Annotated in this window: 15 protein-coding genes and 1 pseudogene; 14 read left to right on the plus strand and 2 right to left on the minus strand. The window is 40.3% G+C overall.

The window, feature by feature from the left end:
- Positions 1–280 precede the first annotated feature (280 nt).
- Positions 281–1,111 carry a hypothetical protein gene (locus HCK02_RS06595; protein ID WP_167629294.1) on the plus strand — a complete coding sequence of 277 codons (831 nt, stop codon included), beginning with the start codon at positions 281–283 and terminating at the stop codon, positions 1,109–1,111.
- A gap of 94 nt (positions 1,112–1,205) precedes the next feature.
- On the opposite strand, the gene HCK02_RS06600 is transcribed toward HCK02_RS06595, so the two are convergent.
- Together HCK02_RS06600 and HCK02_RS06605 are read right to left on the minus strand one after the other, a co-directional pair.
- Entirely contained in the window at positions 1,206–1,520 is a 315-nt protein-coding gene (locus tag HCK02_RS06600) for an SdpI family protein (RefSeq protein WP_167629295.1), read from the minus strand.
- Complete coding sequence (locus HCK02_RS06605; protein ID WP_167629296.1) at positions 1,520–2,272, minus strand: alpha/beta hydrolase; 753 nt, start codon at positions 2,270–2,272, stop codon at positions 1,520–1,522. The genes HCK02_RS06600 and HCK02_RS06605 overlap by 1 nt, the downstream gene beginning before the upstream one ends.
- A 103-nt stretch (positions 2,273–2,375) precedes the next feature.
- Here HCK02_RS06605 and HCK02_RS06610 point away from each other — a divergent pair, with 103 nt between their 5' ends.
- The 13 genes and pseudogenes from HCK02_RS06610 to HCK02_RS06665 all read left to right on the plus strand — a co-directional run bounded on the left by HCK02_RS06610 (position 2,376) and on the right by HCK02_RS06665 (position 22,597).
- Positions 2,376–3,344, plus strand: a complete 969-nt coding sequence (locus HCK02_RS06610) for an ABC transporter substrate-binding protein (RefSeq protein ID WP_167629297.1) — start codon at positions 2,376–2,378, stop codon at positions 3,342–3,344.
- Positions 3,341–4,345 carry a FecCD family ABC transporter permease gene (locus HCK02_RS06615; RefSeq protein WP_167629298.1) on the plus strand — a complete coding sequence of 335 codons (1,005 nt, stop codon included), beginning with the start codon at positions 3,341–3,343 and terminating at the stop codon, positions 4,343–4,345. Before HCK02_RS06610 ends, HCK02_RS06615 begins: the two co-directional genes overlap by 4 nt.
- On the plus strand, positions 4,342–5,124 hold the full coding sequence (locus HCK02_RS06620; protein ID WP_167629299.1) for an ABC transporter ATP-binding protein: 783 nt from the start codon (positions 4,342–4,344) through the stop codon (positions 5,122–5,124). The genes HCK02_RS06615 and HCK02_RS06620 overlap by 4 nt, the downstream gene beginning before the upstream one ends.
- A gap of 188 nt (positions 5,125–5,312) precedes the next feature.
- A complete protein-coding gene (rodA, locus tag HCK02_RS06625; protein WP_167629300.1) occupies positions 5,313–6,485 on the plus strand; it encodes a rod shape-determining protein RodA in 1,173 nt (390 codons plus the stop codon).
- Between the two features lie 365 nt (positions 6,486–6,850).
- Complete coding sequence (locus HCK02_RS14095; RefSeq protein WP_246215542.1) at positions 6,851–7,117, plus strand: hypothetical protein; 267 nt, start codon at positions 6,851–6,853, stop codon at positions 7,115–7,117.
- Positions 7,118–13,243, plus strand: a pseudogene (locus tag HCK02_RS06630) (DNRLRE domain-containing protein); the annotation flags it as partial.
- Positions 13,244–13,478: 235 nt separating this feature from the next.
- Entirely contained in the window at positions 13,479–13,817 is a 339-nt protein-coding gene (locus tag HCK02_RS06635; protein WP_167629301.1) for a hypothetical protein, read from the plus strand.
- Positions 13,818–14,000: 183 nt separating this feature from the next.
- Positions 14,001–14,567 (plus strand): hypothetical protein, encoded by a 567-nt coding sequence (locus tag HCK02_RS06640; RefSeq protein WP_167629293.1) that lies wholly within the window; start codon positions 14,001–14,003, stop codon positions 14,565–14,567.
- Between the two features lie 1,421 nt (positions 14,568–15,988).
- On the plus strand, positions 15,989–19,987 hold the full coding sequence (cas9, locus tag HCK02_RS06645) for a type II CRISPR RNA-guided endonuclease Cas9 (protein WP_167629302.1): 3,999 nt from the start codon (positions 15,989–15,991) through the stop codon (positions 19,985–19,987).
- A gap of 446 nt (positions 19,988–20,433) precedes the next feature.
- Positions 20,434–20,787, plus strand: a complete 354-nt coding sequence (locus HCK02_RS06650; RefSeq protein ID WP_167629317.1) for an arsenate reductase family protein — start codon at positions 20,434–20,436, stop codon at positions 20,785–20,787.
- Positions 20,788–20,834: 47 nt separating this feature from the next.
- A complete protein-coding gene (gcvH, locus tag HCK02_RS06655) occupies positions 20,835–21,218 on the plus strand; it encodes a glycine cleavage system protein GcvH (protein WP_115753743.1) in 384 nt (127 codons plus the stop codon).
- A 67-nt stretch (positions 21,219–21,285) separates the two neighbouring features.
- The gene (locus tag HCK02_RS06660) at positions 21,286–21,594 is read left to right on the plus strand and encodes a thioredoxin family protein (protein ID WP_165849958.1); all 309 of its coding nucleotides are present in this window, start codon (positions 21,286–21,288) and stop codon (positions 21,592–21,594) included.
- A 115-nt stretch (positions 21,595–21,709) separates the two neighbouring features.
- Positions 21,710–22,597: a cation diffusion facilitator family transporter gene (locus tag HCK02_RS06665; RefSeq protein WP_122865035.1), complete on the plus strand. Its 888-nt coding sequence runs from the start codon at positions 21,710–21,712 to the stop codon at positions 22,595–22,597.
- Positions 22,598–22,665 lie beyond the last annotated feature (68 nt).

A 22,665-nucleotide genomic window follows, 5' to 3' on the forward strand; every position in this document is an offset into this window, starting at 1 on the left:
TCAGTGCGCTCAAAAATTAGTTTTTCCTTGAAAATAATTTAAAAGTTCAGCTTGACTTATTACCACTAGACTTTTCTTTTAGTATAGCAGGATGTTAATAATAATCAATGTATTTTTAATGTTTATCGTTAATTTTTAAATGAGTGAAAAATTGAATGAACCAAGGTTATGAAAAGCACGGCAAATGCCTAAAAGTTGTCACAAATAGAAAAAAAATCTATGCTACTATGAATTTATAAAGTGATATTTTTATCAATTTTTGAAAGAAAGGGTCGAGCAGATGGCTGTTCAATTACGAGGGGAACATATTAACAACCATTCGGATACGTTAATCGTTATTTTACAAGGTGTTTTCACAAAAACCAATGAAGCCTATGCAGATAAAGTGATGCGAGGTGAAATTTCAGATCAAGCGGTTAAAACTTTGCATGGTTACTATCATTTTAGGAAGGTATCGGAGCGAAATAAAGAAAGAGATTATTTTTATCTTCAAGATTATTACTCGAGCTTATATGGGTGGTACTTATTTGACCATGGCCAGTTTATTTATCAAGAATTAAGCCTTGCGCTTTCAAAATTTATTCAAAAGCATCATTATAAGCATGTATATGTAGTGGGAAGTTCAAAAGGAGGTGCAGGTGCAATCATTCTTGCGCTTCACTGCCCGGAAGTGGAGAAAGTATTTACGATGGTTCCAGATTTGAAAATTTCTACGGATGCGTTTGGGGCAAGCGGTCGCGCACTCTTCTTTAATAATGATCCAATATTTGAGAAGCAAGTCAAAACTATTTTTGAAAATCAGATGATTTTGAATGAACTAGAAGGAAGAGATAAGAAACCCACTTTTTTTTATTTTACAGGTGTACGGGATTACGGATTTAAAGCCATTACGAATTTTCATCGTAAACTTCAAGAAAAATTTGAGATTGAAAGTCACTTGCTTGTGATGCCAACGCCAGAACCTCATAGTCCGCTCATTAAAAATCATCCAAATTTAATGAATCATTTGATTCAAAATTTAGATAAAAAAGTACCTTGGGAAGAAGATCAATTTACTTCTGTTTCACCATTTGTACATATCGCTACTTATAAGTCGATTGGTATGAAATGATTAAGGAAGCACAATTTAGAAGGAAAGGCATTTTAAATTGAAATTAATTGTCAGTAAAACCAGAAACAGCCGGAACTTTCGGCTGTTTCTGGTTTTACTGTTTCGCCAAATATTTTTCTGTTTGCAAAATGGAAAGTAAAGCGAGCAGGATGACGATGAAAAAAAACAAACTGCTGCGTATAAGAAAACCCATTGGAATGAAAAGTAAAATGAGATAAAGACATATAGAAAAAGCGCCGAATGCAATCCAAAGTAAGCCTAAATAGCGATGCGCGGCTTTAAAATGTGCTGAGCTTTTTAAGCTTGCCTTTGTGCGGTAAGCGAGGGCACTTGTTTGACTTTTGGGTGTGAAGAATCGGAAATAAATGCCAAATCCAATTAAAAGAAGTGGTAAAAGAAAGTCAAGCATTAGAGCCACTCCAATACGTTTTGGATGCTTTTATCCCAAAATTTAAAGTCATGTTCGCCAGGCGCTTCGGTATATGTTGATTGGATGTTTTCTGATTGTAGGAAGTCACGAAAGGCTAGGTTATCCTCATAAAGAAAATCTTCGGTGCCGCAAGTTTGATAAAGTTCTGGAAGCTCGATTTGACTCTTTTTGTTTTTGCGAATGAGATGATAAAGGTCGCTTGGTGTTCCGTGTAGCGTTTTTTTGCCGCCGGTTATGGCTTCTACGGAGAAATTATCAAACGGGTGATGTAAAATGTAGTCGATATCCATTACACCGGACATGCTTGCTGCTTTGGAAAAGCGATCTGGGCAGGAAAGAGCCATTTTAAAGGCACCATAACCTCCCATCGAATGACCGGCAACAAAGGTTTTCTCTCGTTCTTGCGCAAGAGGGAAAAGTGTTGGTAGTAGAGGGAGCAGTTCTTTCGTGAAATAGTCAAAATAGCGGTGTCCGTATGCCATGTTGCTGTAAAAGCTGTGATCGAATGACGGAATGACAACAGCCACTCCTTTTTCGGTTGCATAGCGCTCGATGTTCGTGTTTCGAACGTAAGTCGTATGGTTGTTGGACAAACCGTGAAGTAAGTAAAGCGTTGGATAAGTCGTTTTGTTGCCGCCACTCCACCAGTCTTCTTGCTCGGGAAGTAGAATGGAAATCGAGGTGGTTGTTGCAAGTGTATTCGAAAGGAACTGAAAATCAATAATAGCCATGAAAAAACTCCTCCTCAAATGAAAATTATTCTCAATTATCTTTTTGAATAAATTGGGAATTTCTAGTACAATAAATATAACAGAAAACCTGAGGGAGGACACTATGAAAAAGGCTTATTTAGGAGTAATTTTCATCGTCGTTTTGCTTCTTGCAGCGTGCGGGGCAAGTGGGGAAACCACAAAAAAGGCTTCGGATGAAAAACAAGCGAGCAAGAAAGCAGTTTTGACGATTAAAGATATGGCAGGAAGAACGGTTGAGTTTGAAGAAAAACCGAAGCGAATTGTTGCGCTCACAAATTCGGATATGAATATTTTATATGCACTAGGAACAACGGTTGTTGGGCGGCAAACTCAGGATGCAAGCGGGGTTGAAGCGGATGCGCTGAAAAAAGTCACGGAAGTGGGAAACACGCATGATCTTAATTTAGAGAAGATTGCTGCGACAGCCCCGGATGCGATCGTGGCAAGCTCGGAGCAGAATTTGAAGGATGTACCAGCGCTTGAATCGCTTGGCGCAAAGGTGATTTTGACGGGCGCTAATTCAATAACGGATATCAAGAAGCAAACGGAAATCCTTGGCGAATTAGTAGGGCAACCGAAGAAGGCGGAGAAATTGAACGCCGAAATTACGCAAAACGAAAAAAATGCGGAACAAAAAGCCCCGCAAAATAAAGTGCGCGCACTCCTCGTTCTTGGTGCACCAGGTAGTAATTATGCGGCACTTCCAACTTCACTGAGCGGTGATGTGCTTGAAAAAGCGGGCGGAATCAATGTCGCGAAAGATTTTAAGGGAGTTGAAAACTTCCCGCAATACGCGGCGCTAAATGTTGAAAAAATTGTTTCGGCTGATCCTGAAATTATCTTTCTCATGATCCATGGAGGCGACGAAAAGGAAACGGAAGCGGCTTTTAAAAAGGAAATGAAGCAAAATCAAGCTTGGAATTCCACATCAGCTGTGAAAAACGATCAAATTGTCGTGCTCCCAGCCGATCTTTTTGGGACAAATCCGGGGCTTCGGATTGATGAGGCACTTGCTCTAATGACGGATAAACTGAATCAGGTGAGAAAATGAGTAGCGGCAAGGATCCAAGGGCAAGACGACGTTTTTTGTCTTTCATCATCGTTTTAGTTCTCCTTGTTGTCGTATTTTTCTACAGTCTCACGACCGGCTCTGTAAAGCTAAGCTACGCTGAGGTTTGGCAAAGTTTAACAGGAAACGGGAGTGCGCTTTCAGACCAACTAGTATTTAACTTGCGGCTCCCGCGTATTTTGATTGCCTTTCTCGTCGGAGCGGCACTTGCGATCGCAGGCTGCTTACTTCAAGGTGTGATGCGAAATCCGCTAGCTGATCCGGGAGTCATTGGCGTTTCGGCTGGTGGCGGCCTAGTTGCGATCATCATGACGATCGTTTTTCCCGCGCTTTCAGGGCTTGTTCCACTTGGCGCATTTCTCGGGGCATTTGGAACGGCGCTTCTCATCTACTTAGTCGCTTGGGATAAAGGCGTTTCGCCGCTGCGAGTGATTCTATCGGGCGTTGCGATCAATGCGTTTATTTCCGCGATGACTTCTGGTGTGATGGTGCTTTATTCGAACCGCGTCCAAAGTGTGATTTCTTGGATGACAGGAACGCTATCTGGGAAGAGTTGGTATCATTTGGAACTGATTTGGCCGTATATGCTTGCCGGCTTTGTACTAAGCGTGTTTGCCGTTCGTTCTTCTAATGTGTTGATGCTTGGCGATGATGCTGCCAAATTACTCGGCTATGGTGTTGAAAAACATCGCTTTTTCATCATCATGCTAGCGGCTTTCTTGAGCGGTGTCGCGGTAAGTGTGGCGGGCTTAATCGGCTTCGTTGGACTCGTTGTGCCGCATATTTTCCGTTTAATTATTGGAAATGATTACCGCTATCTCTTGCCACTTTCAGCAATTGGCGGAGCCTTGCTCGTTGCGTTTGCGGATACGGCGGCGCGTAGCTGGTTTGGCTCGATCGAACTACCAGTTGGGATTTTACTAGCGATGATCGGGGCACCATTCTTCTTAATTCTTTTACAACGCGGGAGGGTGGCTTCATGAAAATAGAAATGGATCAATTGTCCTTCTCGAGAAAAAAAGAATTTGCGATTCACGATCTTTCTTTACAAATTGAGACAGGAAAAATCACCACTTTGATTGGACCGAATGGATCGGGAAAATCGACGCTTCTTAGGCTGATGATGCGATTACTTTCACCGAGTGACGGACGAGTTTTGCTCGATGGGACGAATCTTCCTGAGTTCAGTTCGAAAAAACTAGCACGGGAAATGACCATGCTTTCGCAGGCACCAGATGGCTTGCTTGACGTTGTCGTGCATGACTTGATCGCTTACGGGCGTTTGCCGCATAAAGCATGGCTTGAGCGACTAACGGCAGAAGATGAGTCGGTGATCAACTGGGCGATCGAAGTGTGCAACTTAAAAGCACTTGCTTACAGACCGCTCCATACTCTTTCAGGCGGCGAGAAACAGCGTGCTTGGCTTGCGATGGCACTTGCTCAAAAGACGCCTGTTTTATTGCTGGATGAGCCGACCACTTATTTAGACATCTCGCATCAGCTTGAACTGCTTGATTTGCTTAGAAATTTGAATAAGGAATACGGAATTACGATTGTACTCGTGTTGCATGATTTAAACCAAGCCGCGCTTTATAGCGACCGGATTATTGCTTGTTCGGATGGGAAAATCGTTTCAGCAGGAACACCGCATGAAGTTTTGACTGAACCTTTTCTTGAAAAGGTCTTTCAAATTCGCGCCGCGGTGACCGAACTTGAGGGGAAAGTTTCGATTCGTCCAATTTTATCAACTCGTTTCTTATAAAAAACTTTAAATTAGAATTTGATGAAAATACTTCCTATCTAGTGCGAACTTGATTATAATGTAGAAAGATGTTTTTACGCAGCATGAGGATTTATGATAAGATAGAAGTTGAGTTTTGAATTTGCTGTTTTTGGAAGCAAGGGGAATTTTGTTTTAGCTTGCAGCCTAATCAGTTAGGAGCGTAAGGAATGAACCAACAAAATAAGATGGCGGGGCGGATTGACTACGGGATTGTACTCACGCTAATGCTACTTTGTATCATCAGTTTAATTTCAATTTACAGTGCACAGCTCACCAATGAGCAATACAATGCGAACTTTGTTGTCAAACAAGGCGTGTGGTATGTTGTCAGCACCTTTGCCATTATTGTGATGATGCAACTCGATTATGAAAAATTAACCAAATGGGCTTACTATTTTTATGGCTTTGGCTTACTTACTTTAATTTTCGTTTTGATGTTTGGTAGGGAAGTAAAAGGCGCGAAAAGCTGGATTATCATTCCATTCTTAGGAAGCATTCAGCCGTCAGAAATTGTAAAAGTCATTATGATTATCGTGCTTGCGCGAGTGATTATGAGCCACAACAAGAAACACCAGATTCACACTGTCAAATATGATTTTCTTTTGCTGATCAAGATGGCACTTATCATGCTGCCACCGATGGCGCTCATCATGCTTCAGCCTGACCTTGGAACGGCGCTTGTCTTCATTGCGATTGCTTCCGGGATGATACTCGTATCTGGGATAACCTGGAAGATCATCGTGCCAATTTTCGGCTCGATTTTCACAGTTGGTGCAGCCGCAATTTGGATGGTTATCAATCACCAAAGCTGGCTAATCAAGCTAGGTTTCAAGCCGTATCAATTTGAGCGGATCACAACTTGGATCAATCCAGAAACGGATCCACAAGGCGGAGGATACCAAGTCTTGCGAGCGATGACGGCGATCGGTTCGGGACAAATATCGGGAAATGGTGCTGGATACAATGCGATTTCCATCCCAGAAAACCACAATGACTTTATCTTCACCGTCATTGGCGGGGATTATGGCTTTATCGGAGCAAGTATCTTGCTAGCGTTATATTTCTTATTAATTTACCAAATCATCCGTGTGGCGCTAGATATCAATGTTCCATTTTATTCGTATATTTGTACAGGCGTTGTGATGATGCTTATGTTCCACGTTTTAGAAAATGTGGGCATGAACATTGGCTTACTTCCGATTACAGGGATTCCACTTCCATTTGTAAGTTACGGGGGAAGTGCCTTGCTTGGAAATATGATGGCACTCGGATTGGTTCTTTCGATTCGATTTAATTACCAGAAATCAATGTTCACAACCCGTGAGCGTAAAGCGGAATAAATGAAAAACCTCTTCTTGATTGATGGAAGGGGTTTTTATTTGTACAAAATGCTAGTTTTTACCAGAAAGAACAAATGTTTATTAGGTGGGAGATTAAATATAAAAACCTGAAATTTTATCACATAAGCGACCTTTCGTCCAGTATTTTTTGGAAAACACTTAAATTCTGTAAACTAAAATTCAAAAAGTTTTCACATCTTTTTTGCTGGGCACATGCTATAATTGGATTTCAAAGGGATTGATAAAAGCAGTATAGTTGGGAGCTATACTGCTTTTTTTACAGGGAAACTCTTTGAGCGTTTTAAGATGGAGAAGCGAGTTTGGATTAGCTTCAAGAAAATAAATTACTCAAAAAGGAGACAAGGATGAAGAAAAATCTTAAAAAAGGGTTGCTAAGTTTGATGGCAGCAAGTTTGGTTTTTTCGTTGATTCCACCTTATGAAGGGAAAGCTGAATCAGATCCTGCACCACAAAAAGAAAAAGCAGAACCGAAAAAGGGAACTGAAAAGCCGACAGAAGTGGTGAACGAAAGAACAGAGAATGAAAAGGTTTTTGACAATCACGATGGGAGTTTTACCAAGCAGATTTTTTCGGAACCCATTCACATGGAGGAAGATGGTAAGCTCAAATAAATGGATCCGGTGTTAGAACAAGAAGATCAATCGGACGTCATTCAGCCTAAGCAAACGAAATTAGAGATAGAATTTTTAGAAAAAATGGACAACGGGGCTTACCAGAAATTAACGGAGCCTGGTGCGGAAGCTGTTTTTGCTTTAAAGGGAGCTAAACAAGGAGAAAAAGAAATTGACGTTCAAGACCAAACGGCAAATTTTAAAGAAAATGAAGTGACTTATCAAGAGGTTTTGCCGAAAACAGATTTACGTCATCTTACTTTTAATCGTTCGGTGAAAGAAGATTTAGTTTTGCAAGAACAGACAGAAGCCGATACGTATGTTTATCAAATTGAAACGAAACTTGCGGTTACGAAAGAAGAAAATGGCGATGTGGTTTTCCGTGATGCGGCAGGAAAAATAAAATATACACTACCAAAGCCTATTTTGGCTGATTCCAATATGGACGAAAAAACTGGAGAAGCGGCAACGACTGATCAGTCATATTTTGAATTGAAAAAGTTGACCAAAACCGTTTATCAACTTGAGTTAAAAGTGGATATGGACTGGCTTCGCGATGAGAAACGCGTTTATCCGGTTTATGTGGATCCGTCGATTCGTTTGGATGAAATTTATAATGCTAATGTCAATTCGGCGAGACCAACGGAAAATAATATTGGAAGTAAATTATGGGATCTCGGCCAGAATGCATACACGTTAAAACTGGGAAAATGGGATAATAGCACGGGGAATAATGGGGCATTCCTCAAGATGGATACGTCCACTTTGCAAAAGGCGACGATTTCGAAAGCTACACTTAAGATGTACAATATTTGGCACATGTCGCCGACGCTTAAGAATGATATCTGGGTATATGAAACGTCTGCCAACTGGTCACCGTGGCAAGTAAACTGGAATAATCAGCCAAAAGCGCTGCGAATTGGACAAGTTAGTGTTGGCCGCGGGCAATGGGCAGCTGCAGATGTGACAGGGACGGTTCAAGCTTGGGCAAGTGGAACGCGCTCAAACTATGGATTTAGACTTGGAACGAATATTGATCAGAATTACTGGAAAAAAATTGTGGCTTCGGAGAATAATACGAATTATCCGTATCTCGAAGTGACTTATTCGTATAATAAACCTGCAAAGCCGACTGTACAGGCTTTCTCGAATGGGGAAGGAACTGGAACGGGGTATTTCGATGTTTCTTGGCCAGCAGTAGCTGGAGCGACAGGCTATGAAGTGATTTTCAACAACGGAAAGGAGGACTTTTTCTTTTCGGCTGGAAAGAACACAAGCTGGACTTCGAAAGGAAAGAAAATTTTCCCAACGCAAGCGGAAATTAATGCAGGCGCTTTTGAATACCATCAAGATGGTAAAGGGCAAGAATTTGTGACAGATCCACGCCCTTTTTATGAAAATGGATTCGAATATTATGGGTCTTCTTGGTTCCGTAATCAAACGCGTTATACGATTCGTGTGCGGGCCATTTATCCGGGCGGCGAAAGCCCTTATTCGGATGTGACGAGTAATTATTTGCCGCTTGAAAAACAAAAGATTCCAAATGCAAAAGCTTATTCGAATTTAGCGAGTAAGAATTCGGGTTATGTGGAACTAAACTGGGATAAAGATCCGCTCGCAGATGGTTATAAAGTTTTGATGTTTAATGGAAAAGTCAATCAAACTTTTGATGTCGGGAATGTCACGAAATGGACAACGCAAGGGAAAGGAATTTGGCCAACAAAAGCTGAAATTGAAGCAGGTGAATGGACGCTTCATACAGATGGGAAGGGAACTGAACTCGCAAGAGATCCATCTCCTGTTTATAAAAATTCTGGCGGCGTGTATCAAGATCGGAAAAATTACTGGTTCCGGATTGTTTCTTATCAAAAAGCAGGAAATCACAAGGAAAGTATCAAATCGGAACCAGCTACTCCGCAAATTCCTGAAGTTTTAAATAAACAACTTGGAATGTCGGATTATTGGATGAGCATTCCGGTTCGTGGCGGGGAAGTCAACGCGACGAATGGAAACTTCTTATTCCATGAAACGGATTTTAATATTGAAGGTCGTGGTCCAAGTATTAATATTGACCGGACGTTCAACAGTCAAGATGAGCAAATTGGCTTGTTTGGGTATGGCTGGACAAGTACGCTTGAGGAGAAACTGATTGAAGAGCCAAATGGTGATGTTCTTTGGGTGGAATCCGATAAAAAGTCGCACCGCTTTAAGAAGAAGGATAACAAGTATGTGGCGCCGGCTGGGATTTATTCGGAGCTTTCAAAGACGGCGGAAGGCTATCTTAAGATTGAAGAGGATAAATCAGAAACACGGTTCTTGGCTGATGGAAGGCTAGCTTCTGAGAAGGATACGAGCGGAAATGTGCTTAGCTATCTCTATTCGAGCGGTTTGCTTACGGGTGTGAAGGATGCTTCTGGGCGGACGGTGAATTTTACGTATCAGGACGGTTTGATTTCGAAATTGACTGGGCCAGAAGGACGGATGATCACTTACACTTATAACGACAAGCAAGAGCTTATGAGTTCTTCGACGGCGCGTGGGAAGTTATATCGTTATGGCTATACGGACGGTAATTTGACGGCGATTTATGATCCGAAGCACACGGAAGAAAAGCCGTATCAGACGACGTTTGACTATGAAGATAAAAAACTTGTTGGGATTACTGATCCGGTTGGAAAGAAAACGGGGATTGTGTATGACGAGGAAGCGCAAACGGCAACTTTAACGAATGAGAAGAAGAAAAAGACAGTTTATGAGTACAATGATGCTGGAAACCCGCGGAAGGAAATTGTCGATGCGGATGGTTTGAAACTTACGACAAGTTATACGTATGAATCGAATAATTTGATCAAGGAAGTGAGTCCGAAAGGGCAAGCGGAGACGTATAAGTATGATGCGGATGGGAACATTATTGAAACAACGGATCCTTATGGGACGGAGAAATTTACGTACAATAAGAACAATGATGTAACTTCTGAAACGGATACGGAAGGGCGGAAGACGACGGTTGCCTATGACGGGGCTGACGCAGTTTCGGAAACGCTACAAACGGAAGCAAATCGTTCATCTGCGACGCAATATGATGCTTATGGAAATGCAGTTCGGGGTAGTGGCGAACTTGCCGCAGCTCATAATCTTGTGAAAAACAGTGGTTTTGAAGAAGGAATTACGAACTGGGCGAAAACGGAATTTAATGGCAAGGGAACGATCAGTCATGATGCGTCACAAAGTGCTCCTGGTGCGCTTGGCGGAAGCGGGGCGCTCAAGATTGTCAGTGAAGCATTAAATACGGATCGGGGTTATACGTCTGGGGTTCAGTGGGTAGATGTAGAGCCGGAAACGACGTATACGTTTAGTGCTTGGACGAAAGCCGAGAATATGACGAAATCAGATGGTATGCTGATTGCTCGTAAAAAAGATGCAAGTGGAAAAGATATTACGGATGCTGGCGTTTGGGCATCCAATAGACCAACTTCAATCAAAAGTAATAGCGGTTGGGTGAAACGTCAATTCACGTTTAAAACGTCGAAGGCAACGCGACAAGTGGTTCTTTATCTTCAAAATGAACAAACTGCTGCTGGAAAAGGTCGTGGAACTGTTTGGTATGATAAAGTTCAATTTGAAAAGGGAAGTTCTTCTTCGAGTTTTAACCCAGCTTTAAATGGAAGCTTTGAAGATCATACCAATCAAACAGCGGCTGGTTGGACGCGAACTGGAAATGCTTCGCAAGTTGCGCTAAGCGTTGTCGATACAGAATCTTCAAGTGGCGATAGTGCGGTTCAAATGGAGCGAAAAGCGACAACAGATGCCCCGGCTTATCTTGGGCAGCTTGTGAAACTGAATCAAAAAGCAGCGAAACCGGTTACGATTACTGGGATGTCCAAATCAGAAAATGTGAAAGCAAATGGCTCAACAAGCAACATGGTGAAAGATTATTCGGTTTGGGGCGACGTGATGTACCAAGATGGTACGAAAGAATACGTGCAGGCGCCTCTTCCACTTGGAACGAATGATTGGAACCGTGGTGCGGTAGTTGTAAGGCCGACGAAGCCAATCAAGGAAATCAAGCTCAATGTAATGTTCCGCGGGGCTTTAACAGGGAAAGCTTGGTTTGATGATTTCCGGATCGTTGAAGGCGAGGTTCTAACGCGTGATGAGTATGACGCGGATGGGAATTATGTGACGGCGAGCTTCGATGAGGAAGGTCGGAAAATCAGCTTTACGTATGACGCTTATGGAAATAAACGAACGGAAGTGGATGAAAAAGGCCACACAAAACGGTTCGAGTATGATGCGGACAATGCGTTAACGAAAACAACGCTGGCGAATGGCACCGCGGTTTCCTATAAATATGACGACAACGGAAACACGACGGAGAAGTTTGTTACGGCAGGCGGAGTGACGCAAGAAAACAAGTTTGTGTATGATGTAGATAATAAGAACACGGAATTTGTTGACGCGCTTGGCCGGAAGATTGTTTATGAATATGATGCGGCTGGAAATGAAACAAAAGCAACGATGCCGAATGGCCGTGTGACAGAAAGTACGTATGATTCGGCGGACCGTGTGAATGGTGTGAAATGGAATGGGGAAAATGCGTTCCGCTTCCAATATGATCCAAATGGCAATCAGACGAAGGTAACGGATGATGTCAATGGACTTGTGACGGACAAAGTATATGATGATGCGGACCGGATCACGGATGTGAAGGAGCGCGGCGGTTCTGTCAGCTATGCGTATAAGGATAAACCAACAGCAAGCAACAAAGGCAAGACAGACAAAGTGGATTCAGTTTCGATCAGTCATGGTGCGTTCACAGCAAAAACAACGTATGCGTACAATGATTTAGACCAAAATACGCGAGTGAATGATGGTAGCAAGAATGCTTATTTCGAGTTTGACGAATTTGGGAACATCGGCGTGTATACAGCTGGGAATGAAACGGCTGCAAATTATAGTTATGATAGCACGCAGAAAGTGACCAATGTTTCGATCGGGACTAAGGAAGGCGAAGCAATTCTCGATGAAAGTTATACGTATGACGCGGCGAGCAATCGTACGAGTATTGATAACAAGAAGTCTGGAAAGACGCTTTATGAATATGATGCGGTGAATCAACTCGCAAAGGAAACTTTGCCTGACGGAACGGTGAAAAGCTACGCGTATGATGGCTTTGGAAACCGCACGCAAGTTTCGGTCAGCGGAAGCGAGACAAAGACGATTGCAGCATCGTATAATAAAGGTAACCAGTTAGTTTCTTGGAATGGAGAAACACTGGCGTATGACGAAAATGGCAACCGTGTGAGTGACGGCAAATTTGCATATGCGTGGGATACAGGCGATCGCTTGGCGTCTGTGACGAAAAAGGGTGAAAGTAAGCCATTTGCGACGTATACGTATGATGACGATAACAGACGTTTATCGAAAACGGTTAACGGTGTTGTCACGAACTACCACTATGATGGCGATAGTATTGATGTCTTGTATGAGACGGATGCAAGCGGGAAAGTGACGCGGCAGTATGTGTATTCGGATAATAACGTTCGTCTTGCGATGAAGATGAATGGGAAGACGCTGACGTATCATTATAATGCGCATGGGGACGTTGTGGCGCTTACGGATGAAGCTGGGAAAGTTGTGGCAGAGTATGCGTATGATGCTTGGGGGAATGTGCTTTCGAGCAAGGCGGAAACGACAGAAGCGAAAGCAAATCCTTATGGCTATGCTGGATATACGTATGATGCGGAGCTAGGTCAGTATTATTTGATGGCTCGTTATTATGAGCCTGAACAAGGCGTGTTTACGGCTTATGATCCGGATCCGGGTGATGAAGATGACCCGCAGACAATGAACGGGTATAATTATGCGAATAATAATCCAGTGATGTTTGTGGATCCTGATGGACATTGGATTTGGTTAGCAATTAATGCTGGGTTTGCTGCATATGATGCCTATAAAGCTTATAAATCAGGTAAAGGTTGGAAGAGTGTAGCTAAAGCTGGAGTTTTTGGATTTGTTGGTGGAAAGAAAATTAAAATCGCTCAAAAATTAGGGAAATGGGGAAAAAGAGCTTACCAATCTGCAAAATCTAGAAAAGTAAGAAAAATTGCGAAAAAGATGAAGTTTAATCGTGGAGCATCCAAACACATGCAGAATAAAAAACGTTATGTGCCACGACATATATTAGCAGCAACTATCACATATGGTAAGAAAACAAAAGATAAAAAAAGGAAACCATTTTATAAGACTTATACGACAACAATGTGGAAAAATGGAAAGAAGTACAAAATGAGAGTGGTCTATAATAAATGGACAAGGAAGGTGCAACATTTCCACTATTATAAATAAAGGGGAGATAACTTTGGAATTAGTTATTGAGATTAGGAGCGTACTCATGCGATATGAAACATATTATCGAATTTTTATTAATGGAGAGTTAATGGATGCATCTAATACCAAAAAAGCACTAGAAGAAGCAGGTACTTCATATTTGCGTAGAAAATGTATATTACCTCTTAAGTTTATTGAAGACGATGAATTTTTTTTCCAATTTGAAGATGCAGCGGAAGTTGAAGATCAAGATGACTTTGATATCATGTCAGAGCCTTTCTATTCTTTGAAAAAAGATGTGCTTATCAGAGCGATCAATAGAGGACAAGTCAAAATATTGGAATTAGACGATTCGGAAGGTATTGTATAGCCATCAACCTAATAGAAGAAATATTAAGTGAAGTAAAAGAGTTGCTTAGCAACTCTCAGACTGTAAACAAAGTTTTTCACTACTTTGTCTACAGTCTGAGCTGACTAGTCAGCTTTCTGTGAGCTTGAAATAGCAACTAAATATCTGTAGAAAAAATAATAGTTATGAAAAGGAGAAATAAAAATGAGTACAAAATTTATTTATAAAGCTTTAATGGGATGTCAAAACGAAAAACACTTAACAGCTCTATATTTAGGAGATGATTTTGAAAGCTATAATGCCGGTTATATTGAGGCGGTGACGGAAAATGATGTTCTTTTCCGTGCGAGACGGCAAGATGGGGTTTTAGAAGGATGGATTGCTGTTCCTATTGAAGCGATTAATAAAATTGAAATGGGGACGAATGACTTAAAGGCAGTTGAAGTTTATGGTCAGTCGTTGAATGAGATTTATGAGGAAACTTTTTTTAAGGGTGATACGCCAAAACGTAAACATTCGATTATGGAGATTGTTTCTGATTATTTGCTTCATTCTGGAGAAGTCACTACGATTGAATTGCTTTGCGGGGAAGAATACTTGAATGGAATCATTGTGGAAGATGATCTATTTGGACTTAAATTAGAAGTTTATACGGATGAAGGTTCGTCTGATGGCGTAGCATGGATTAAAAAAGAGGATATCACCGGGATTCGCTTTGGCGGGAAATCTGAAAAGATTATTAAAAAATTCATGGCTTCGGAAGGAAAATGATAAATGTTCTATTTCAATCGTGAGAATACGGAAAACTGTTTTGTTGGAGCATAGAAATGACTTTTAAGGAAATTATTTTTTATATCGTCGGGCTCATTATTTTCTATTTTTTATTTTGCGTTCTGTTGGCCTTCATTTGGGCGACTTATCAAACACTGGTGCATAAAGAACGTTTTTTTGAAAAATTTGGGGAGACTTTTTTGCATCTTTTTGTGGAGATTTTATGGCCGCCAAATTGGTTTTGACAATAGACGAGACTGGAAAAAAGCATTGAAAGAACAAAGAGAAGGTTATTACATCTAAAGGAGAAGAGTATGTTTGATAAAAATTATATTCATCTGGTTTTTCGGCGGGCTTTGAAGCAAGATGAGTATTTTCGTATTTATTTGTTTTACGGAAAAGAGCCCAAAATTTAATTTGAAAGGCAAGAACGGACATCACTTTTAAAGAAAATCTTTACACCGCCTGCTATTGTAAATTTCTCACTCGAAGAAGAAGCAAAAGCACTAGTTTTGACTTTTGATGGCGAAATCGCTGCTGTGTTTGAAGGATGAAGAAGATTTTTGAGTACTGAGTCTTTACCGATGTATAAAAATAGAACACGCAGAGTTTGCGTGTTCTAAAAAATGAAATTAAGTAGAGTTGCTTATTGAAAGCGTTCAGAATAACATACCTCTAAAACATTATTTCAATGTTTTGACCGCTCCACTTTATTTTGGAACCAGTCAGAATAACATACCACTAAAACAGCGTGAAAAGTAGAACCACGCCTACTAAAGTTTTGGAACCAGTCAGAATAACATACCTCTAAAACCACAAGAGAAAGCAAATTAATCGAATTAAAGTTTTGGAACCAGTCAGAATAACATACCTCTAAAACCTCGGAAAGTTTTTCCGACATTTCGTAATCGCAGTACTCGTCCCTAGCAGAACTTCTATTCTGATGGTTCTTTTCTATCTTTTTTTGGTCGTTCCATTAAGATATGTAAATAAAGTTATGATTCTAAAGACTTCTATTATACCAAATTCTGATTGCTAAAAAATAAGCTTTTCTAAAATAGCATGAAACTGTGAAATATTAAATTGAAAGGAAGTAACTAGGCGGAGCTTACTATGAAAGATAAGCCTGCCTTAGTTTTCCATAAATTTGGGTATGAAAAAAGCGCCGAGAACAGCGCTACTTTAAAAGTTGGTTACGGACAAAGCCTTATTTTAACTCGCTATGTTATTCTGAATAATTCCAACATCACTATTATATCAAATTAAAATTATTTTGCAATAGGGTTATTGATTAAATATCTAAATGGTATATAATTAAATCGGAATTAACGAACTACTTTTAGTGAATAGGGGACATGGGGAATCGACTAGTCTCACGTTACCTAAGAACAAATTTATTTTAAAAGAAAAGAGGCATCGAGATGAAGGATTATTCAATTAGTTTGGACATTGGGACAAACAGTGTTGGTTGGGCGGTTCTAACGGACGATCACAACCTTGTACGGCGTAGAATGAAAGTGACCGGCTTGACGGGGAAGACGAGTGTAAAGAAAAATTTTTGGGGCGTTCGTTTGTTTGATGCTGGACAAGTTGCGATGGATACACGGTTAAAACGGACAACTCGTCGTAGATTACGTCGTCGCAAAAATCGTTTGAATTATTTGCAAGAAATTTTTGGCCCGGAAATGAACAAAGTAGATGAAAACTTTTTCGCACGACTTGATGAGAGTTATTTAGTTGCGGATGATAAAAAGAATGAAAGGCACCCCATTTTTGGGACAATTGAAGAAGAAGTAGAGTATCATAAAAACTTTAAAACCATTTATCATCTTCGGAAGTCACTCGCGGATTCGACAGATAAAGCGGATTTGCGATTGGTTTATTTGGCTTTGGCTCACATCGTCAAATTCCGAGGGCATTTTTTGATTGAAGGGGATTTGAATCTCGAAAATAGTTCAATTAAAGAAACATTTCGCGCTTTTATGGAAGCTTATAATGAAACTGATTATGCTGGTGCAGAAATGTCAGATGATGTGAAAGTGGAAGAAATCTTGAAGGATAAACTTTCGAGATCGCGAAAAGCTGATGAATTGCTGAAACTTTTTCCTGGTGAAAAATCAAATGGGCTATTGAATCAGTTTTTTAAATTGATGGTCGGTAATCAAGGGAATTTTAAATCGATTTTTAAGTTGGCTGAGGATGCTAAAATTCAATTTTCGAAAGAAACTTATGATGAAGACTTGGAAGAGTTGCTTGGGCGTATTGGGGATGACTATGCCGAACTTTTTGCTGCGGCTAAGAATGTCTATGATGCGATGGAACTGGCGAACATTTTGACGGTTAATGACCGCGCAACAAGAGCTAAATTGTCAAGTGCGATGATGAAACGTTTTAAGGAGCACAAAACGGATTTAGCAGCGTTGAAAGAGCTTATCAAAACGCATTTGCCTGATGAATATGAAACATTCTTTGTGGATGCGAAACAAGATGGCTATGCGGGATACATTGATGGCGGGACTACTCAGGCGGAATTTTACGCCTTTTTAAAGAAAAAACTAAGTGGACTTGCGGGTGCTCAGTTGTTTCTTGAAAAGATCGAGCAAGAAGATTTTTTGAGAAAACAACGGACTTTCGATAATGGGGTGATTCCGCATCAGATTCATTTGAAGGAGTTACAGGCGATCATCAAGCAACAAGCGACTTATTATCCTTTCTTGGCGGAGAATCAGGAGAAGATTGAATCGCTTGTTACGTTTAGAATTCCTTACTATGTCGGTCCTTTGGCGAAAGATAACAGCAGATTTGCTTGGCTAGAACGTACGACGGATGAGGCAATTCGTCCGTGGAATTTACAAGAAAACATTGATGTGGCGAATTCAGCAGTGAAATTCATCGAGAAAATGACGAATTTTGATACATATTTGCCGGAAGAAAAAGTACTACCTAAACATAGTCTGATCTATGAAAAATACATGGTTTACAATGAATTAACAAAGGTTTCCTATACGGATGATCGAGGGATCGTACAAAATTTTAATGGGCAAGAAAAACTGGATATCTTTAATCAATTGTTTAAAGCTCAGCGTAAGGTGACTCGGAAAATGCTAGAAAATTATTTGAGCAATGTCTTTGGCCTAGAAAGTCCTGAAGTGAACGGGATTGAAAACTCCTTCAATGCTTCGCTTAAGTCATATCATGATTTTATCAAAATGGGGATTTCTGAAGAGCTTTTGAATGATCCAGAAAATGAGGAAATGTTCGAAGAAATCGTTAAAATTTTGACGGTTTTTGAGGACCGTAAGATGATTCACGCGCAACTAAGTAAATATTCGGATCTTCTTTCAAAAGACATTTTGAAAAAATTGGAACGCCGTCATTATACGGGCTGGGGACGCTTTTCTAGAAAATTATTGGTTGGTATTCGTGACAAGCAGTCGCAAAAAACAATTTTGGATTATTTAATGAGTGACGATGGGGTTAAGAAAAATATTAACCGAAACTTGATGCAACTCATTTCGGATAAGAATTTGAGCTTTAAGGAAATTATTGAAAAAGCAAGTGTAGACATGTCTGCAGGGATTGATGAAATTGTGCGAGAATTGCCTGGCAGTCCTGCTATTAAAAAAGGAATTTTACAAAGTTTGAAAGTCGTTCAAGAGTTAGTAGGGATTATGGGGTATCCACCTAAGAAAATTGTGATCGAAATGGCTCGCGAAACTCAGACGACTGCAAAAGGAAGGAATAATTCCAAGCCTCGGTTGAAAAGACTTGAAGAATCGATTCGCGAACTTAAAAGCGATATTTTAAAAGAACATCCAGCGACAAATGCTGACTTGCAGGATGATCGTTTGTATTTGTATTACTTACAAAATGGGAGAGATATGTATACGGGTAAGCCGCTAGATATACACAATCTCTCACAATACGACATTGACCATATTATTCCACAGAGCTTTATAACTGATAATTCATTAGATAATCGTGTGCTAGTAACTTCTGCCGGAAACCGTGGGAAATCAGATGATGTTCCTAATATTGATGTAGTCAGGAAAATGAAATCAATTTGGGATTCACTTCATCGTGCAAAATTAATCAGTGATAAGAAATTAAATAACTTAACAAAAGCAGAGCGTGGTGGATTAACAGAAAAAGATAAACTAGGATTCATCAAACGTCAACTTGTTGAAACGAGACAAATCACTAAAAATGTTGCGGGCATTCTTCATCAACAGTTTAATGGAGAAAAAGACTCAGAGGGGAAAACCATTTTTAAAACTCAAATTGTCACACTGAAATCAGCTTTAACTAGTCGCTTTAGGCAAATGACTAAGCTATATAAGGTCAGAGAAATCAATGATTACCATCACGCACATGATGCCTATCTAAATGGTGTTGTGGCAAACGCTTTATTAAAAGTCTATCCAAAGCTTGCCCCAGAGTTTGTCTATGGAGATTATCGTAAATTTGACTTTTTCAAAGATAACAAAGCAACAGAGAAAACGCAATTTTACTCGAATATTATGCGCTTTTTTGATACGGATAGAAGAGCCGATGAAAATGGTGAAATTGTTTGGCATAAAGAACGAGATATCAAGACAATCAAAAAAGTTTTAGGCTATCACCAAATGAATATTGTTAAAAAAGTTGAAGTGCAAACGGGTAGCTTTTCTAAAGAATCGATTTTGCCGAAAGGACCTTCGAAAAAGTTGATTCCGCGTAAAAATGAGTGGGATACAACTAAATATGGTGGTTTTGACAGTCCGATTGTAGCTTATTCGATCTTGTTTACTCATGAAAAAGGAAAGAGTCGTAAAGTCACGCAGGAAATTTTAGGAATTACAATTATGGAACGAACAGCATTTGAAAAAGACGCCGTGCGCTTTTTGGAAAGTAGAGGTTACATCAATCCAACTGTCCAACTGAAGTTACCTAAATATGCGCTTTATGAATTTGAAGATGGTCGTCGTCGTTTACTGGCTAGTGCGGGCGAAGCACAAAAAGGAAATCAAATGATTCTTCCTAATCACTTAGTTGAATTGTTATATCACGCAAAAATTAGTATGGGTAATTCGGCTGAAAAAGATGACAGCTTAGAATATGTTGAAAAGCATAGAGAGAGTTTTTCAGAGGTTTTGGCAGCGGTCAGTGTATTTACCAAGAAATACACATTAGCTCATAAGCGGTTAGAGCAGGTTGAAGCGTTATACGAAAAAAATCAAGATGCTCCTGCCCAAGAAATGGCGGTTTCGTTTGTTAATTTGATGCAGCTTAATAAAATGGGGGCCCCAGCTAGCTTTGAGTTTTTTGGCGAAAAAATTGATCGTCACCGGTACACAAGTACAGCTGAACTACTAAAAGCAACCATTGTTTATCAGTCGATAACAGGACTTTATGAAGCAAGAAAGCGAGTGGATGAATAAATGGGTTGGCGCACGATCATCGTGAATCAGCATTCGAAGCTAGGGACGAGTGGTGCGATTACGAAATGTTGGGAAAACTTTCCGAGGTTTTAGAGCTATGTTATTCTGAATGGTTCCAAAACAATCTCAGACTCTACAATATCAAGACCGAAGTTTTAGAGCCATGATTCCGAACAAATTCAAGCCGCTTGCTGCATTTGCCTATTCGCACTTGAAGTAAGCGGTTTTCTAATAAAATAAGAATTTTGTTCCATAAATGTGTCGGTTTTTTAAACATTGAGTTAGAAAAAACATTTTTTGTATGCGCTTACTACGTTGGTGTTGTTTTCATATTGAAGTCGTGATAAGATGATTACTGTAATATGAAGTTACTGTTTTTTTAGTTGTGCTTTCCTTTAAAATATTCTATGATAGAAAGTGAATAGAGTATGAAGGGAGCAACTGATGTGATTGATTTTTACTGCTATCCAAAATGTTCAACTTGCCGGAAAGCGAAGGCTTGGCTCGATGAAAATCAAGTGAAGTATAACCAAATTGACTTGGTTGAAACGCCGCCAACTGCGGAAACGCTCAAAGCGCTTTGGCAGAAAAGTGGGTTGCCGCTACGCCGTTTCTTTAACACAAGTGGGATTAAATACCGCGAGCTTGGTCTTAAAGACAAACTTGAGGATATGCCGGAGGATGAAGCATTCAAGCTGCTTGCTTCTGATGGGAAACTCATTAAGCGCCCGCTTACAACGGACGGGAATAAGGTAACACTCGGCTTTAAAGAGCAAGAATTTGAAGCTGATTGGAAATAATAAAGCGTAATAGCAAAGAGAAAAAAGGAGGAATTTTTAAAATGGCTGTGAATATACCAGAAACTTTAAAGTATTCAAGTGATGATGAATGGGTGAAAAAAGACGGCGATACATATCTGATTGGAATCACGGATTTCGCACAAGATCAGTTAGGGGACATTGTATTCGTTGAACTCCCTGAAGTTGGCGATGAATTTGAAAAAGATGGTGGATATGGAAGTGTTGAATCAGTTAAAACGGTTTCTGATCTTCTAGCACCGATTGCTTGTAAAGTCGTTGAAATCAATCCGGCTCTTGAAGATGCTCCGGAAACGTTAAATAGCGATCCATACGGCGAAGGCTGGATTTTGAAAGTGGAAGCAACAAATGAAGCAGATTTGGATGAACTACTTTCAAGCGAAGATTACCAAAAACGCGTTGACGAAGCGTAAGGAATAGACAGCGAAAACCGGTTCCCTTGTGGAGCCGGTTTTTCTTCATGGAAAGGAGGAAATGCTTGTGCTCACTTTTGGGAAGCAAGAACTTGAGGCGGTGCTTAAGGAAAAACGGGATCAGCTCTTCTTTTTTTACACGCCGATGTGTGGCGGGTGTCAGGTTGCTCGTGAAATGATTGAACTCGTGTTGAAAGGGGAGGCGGGACTACAAATTGCCGAAATCGACCTTAACTACATCCCAGATTATGCTAGTCAATTTGAAATTGAATCCGTTCCTGCGCTTGTCGCGATTCAAAATGGCAAGCTCGTCGCTAAGCGCTACGAAATCAATAATGTCATGGATGTCTTTGAATTTACTTCCAAATTTGCCTAAAGGAAAAACTTTTTCCTTCTCGATATAGAGCTGAACACTACTAAAAAGATTGCTGTAGACCCAAAGCGGCAGGCTGTGATAAGATAACTACGGCAAAAAGTTCTGGGGGTTTAAAATGGAAGCAAGTCATGTAGAAAAACATAAAAATTTAACGATTCTTTCGGTGATCAGTAACTTTGTGATTGTCGTTTTGAAATTGATCATCGGGTTTTTGACAGGATCGGTTGCTGTCATTTCAGAGGGAATTCATTCTTCAATGGATTTATTCGCCTCAGTCATCACTTTTTTTTCACTCCGAATTTCTGGACGTCCGGCCGATGAGGATCATCCTTATGGGCATGGTAAAGCGGAAAATATTGCAGGAACAATCGAAACGCTGTTGATTTTTGTAGCGGGAATTTGGATTATCACAGAGTCGATCGACAAGTTTTTCAATCCACATGAAATTAGACTGCCAATGCTTGGAATCGGAGTTATGGTACTTGGCGCACTCATCAATTTCGTCGTTTCTCGCATCATTAAACGAGCGGCAGATAAAGCCAATTCGGTTGCGATGAAATCGAATGCGCTTCATTTGTATACGGATGTGTTCACCTCGCTTGGCATTGCATTCAGTTTGCTCTTGGTTCATTTGACGGGCTGGCTGTTTCTTGATCCGATCATCGCAATTTTGACGGCGATTTATATTATGTATGAGGCTTTTAAATTGCTGAAAGAATCTTTTCCGCCGCTTATGGATCAACGTTTGTCGCGCAAAGAAGAAGCAGAAATTAAGCGGATCATTATGGCGCATCAAGCTGAGTTTATTGAATTCCATGATTTTCGCTCGCGTCGTGCTGGGGCAGAAGAATATATTGATTTTCATTTGGTCGTGCCTTCAGAGATGACAATCGAGACAGCGCACGCGCTCTGCAACGAAATTGAAAAAGAAATATATGACTTTTATTCGAAGGCACAGGTCTTGATTCACCTTGAGCCGGAAGAAGAACGTATTTATAGCTAAATGAAAAGTTTAATTTTTACTAAAGAAATCTGATTCGGATTTCTTTTTTTCTTGTAGTGGTGATACAA

The sequence above is a fragment of the Listeria valentina genome (assembly GCF_011800755.1).
In the GTDB taxonomy this organism is placed as follows: Bacteria; Bacillota; Bacilli; order Lactobacillales; family Listeriaceae; genus Listeria; species Listeria valentina.

Coding starts and splice junctions, on each gene's coding strand:
- HCK02_RS06595 (WP_167629294.1), top strand. CDS start 281: ATGGCTGTTCAATTACGAGGGGAACATATTAACAACCATTCGGATACG.
- HCK02_RS06600 (WP_167629295.1), bottom strand. CDS start 1,520: ATGCTTGACTTTCTTTTACCACTTCTTTTAATTGGATTTGGCATTTAT.
- HCK02_RS06605 (WP_167629296.1), bottom strand. CDS start 2,272: ATGGCTATTATTGATTTTCAGTTCCTTTCGAATACACTTGCAACAACC.
- HCK02_RS06610 (WP_167629297.1), top strand. CDS start 2,376: ATGAAAAAGGCTTATTTAGGAGTAATTTTCATCGTCGTTTTGCTTCTT.
- HCK02_RS06615 (WP_167629298.1), top strand. CDS start 3,341: ATGAGTAGCGGCAAGGATCCAAGGGCAAGACGACGTTTTTTGTCTTTC.
- HCK02_RS06620 (WP_167629299.1), top strand. CDS start 4,342: ATGAAAATAGAAATGGATCAATTGTCCTTCTCGAGAAAAAAAGAATTT.
- rodA (WP_167629300.1), top strand. CDS start 5,313: ATGAACCAACAAAATAAGATGGCGGGGCGGATTGACTACGGGATTGTA.
- HCK02_RS14095 (WP_246215542.1), top strand. CDS start 6,851: ATGAAGAAAAATCTTAAAAAAGGGTTGCTAAGTTTGATGGCAGCAAGT.
- HCK02_RS06640 (WP_167629293.1), top strand. CDS start 14,001: ATGAGTACAAAATTTATTTATAAAGCTTTAATGGGATGTCAAAACGAA.
- cas9 (WP_167629302.1), top strand. CDS start 15,989: ATGAAGGATTATTCAATTAGTTTGGACATTGGGACAAACAGTGTTGGT.
- HCK02_RS06665 (WP_122865035.1), top strand. CDS start 21,710: ATGGAAGCAAGTCATGTAGAAAAACATAAAAATTTAACGATTCTTTCG.